Below are 509 nucleotides of genomic sequence, written 5' to 3' on the forward strand. Positions count from 1 at the left end.
TCAATATTGACGAAGTTCAAGCTGAAATTACTAATTATATGCAACCGAAAAAAGAGTTGATTGGTGATATTGCTAAAACGATTGAAATGATTTCTGAATAAGTGGATGAGCCAGTTATAAATCAACAACATTTAGACGAATTAGAACAATTAAGAACACATATTGATGAAGAAACTGGTATTAAAGCGACGCATGAAGAAGGAATTCTACATCCAGTGGAAATTATTGAATCTATGCAAAAGGTATTAACTGATGATACTACTGTAACAGTTGATGTTGGAAGTCACTATATTTGGATGGCACGTAATTTCAGAAGTTACAATCCAAGACATTTATTATTTAGCAATGGTATGCAAACGCTTGGTGTAGCATTACCGTGGGCAATTTCAGCTGCACTTGTGCGCCCTAATACGCAAGTTGTGTCCGTTGCTGGCGATGGTGGCTTTTTATTTTCATCACAAGATTTAGAAACGGCCGTACGTAAAAATTTAAATATCATCCAGCTTATT

General features: G+C 35.2%; 1 protein-coding gene. It reads left to right on the forward strand.

Going from position 1 to position 509, the window contains the following annotated elements; genetic code table 11:
- Window positions 1-101: 101 nt before the first annotated feature.
- On the forward strand, window positions 102-509 hold a 408-nt coding region (locus IEX42_RS18445; RefSeq protein WP_229661039.1), incomplete at its 3' end, for a thiamine pyrophosphate-dependent enzyme.

The organism is Marmoricola endophyticus, from assembly GCF_014644415.1.
In the GTDB taxonomy this organism is placed as follows: Bacteria; Actinomycetota; Actinomycetes; order Propionibacteriales; family Nocardioidaceae; genus Marmoricola; species Marmoricola endophyticus.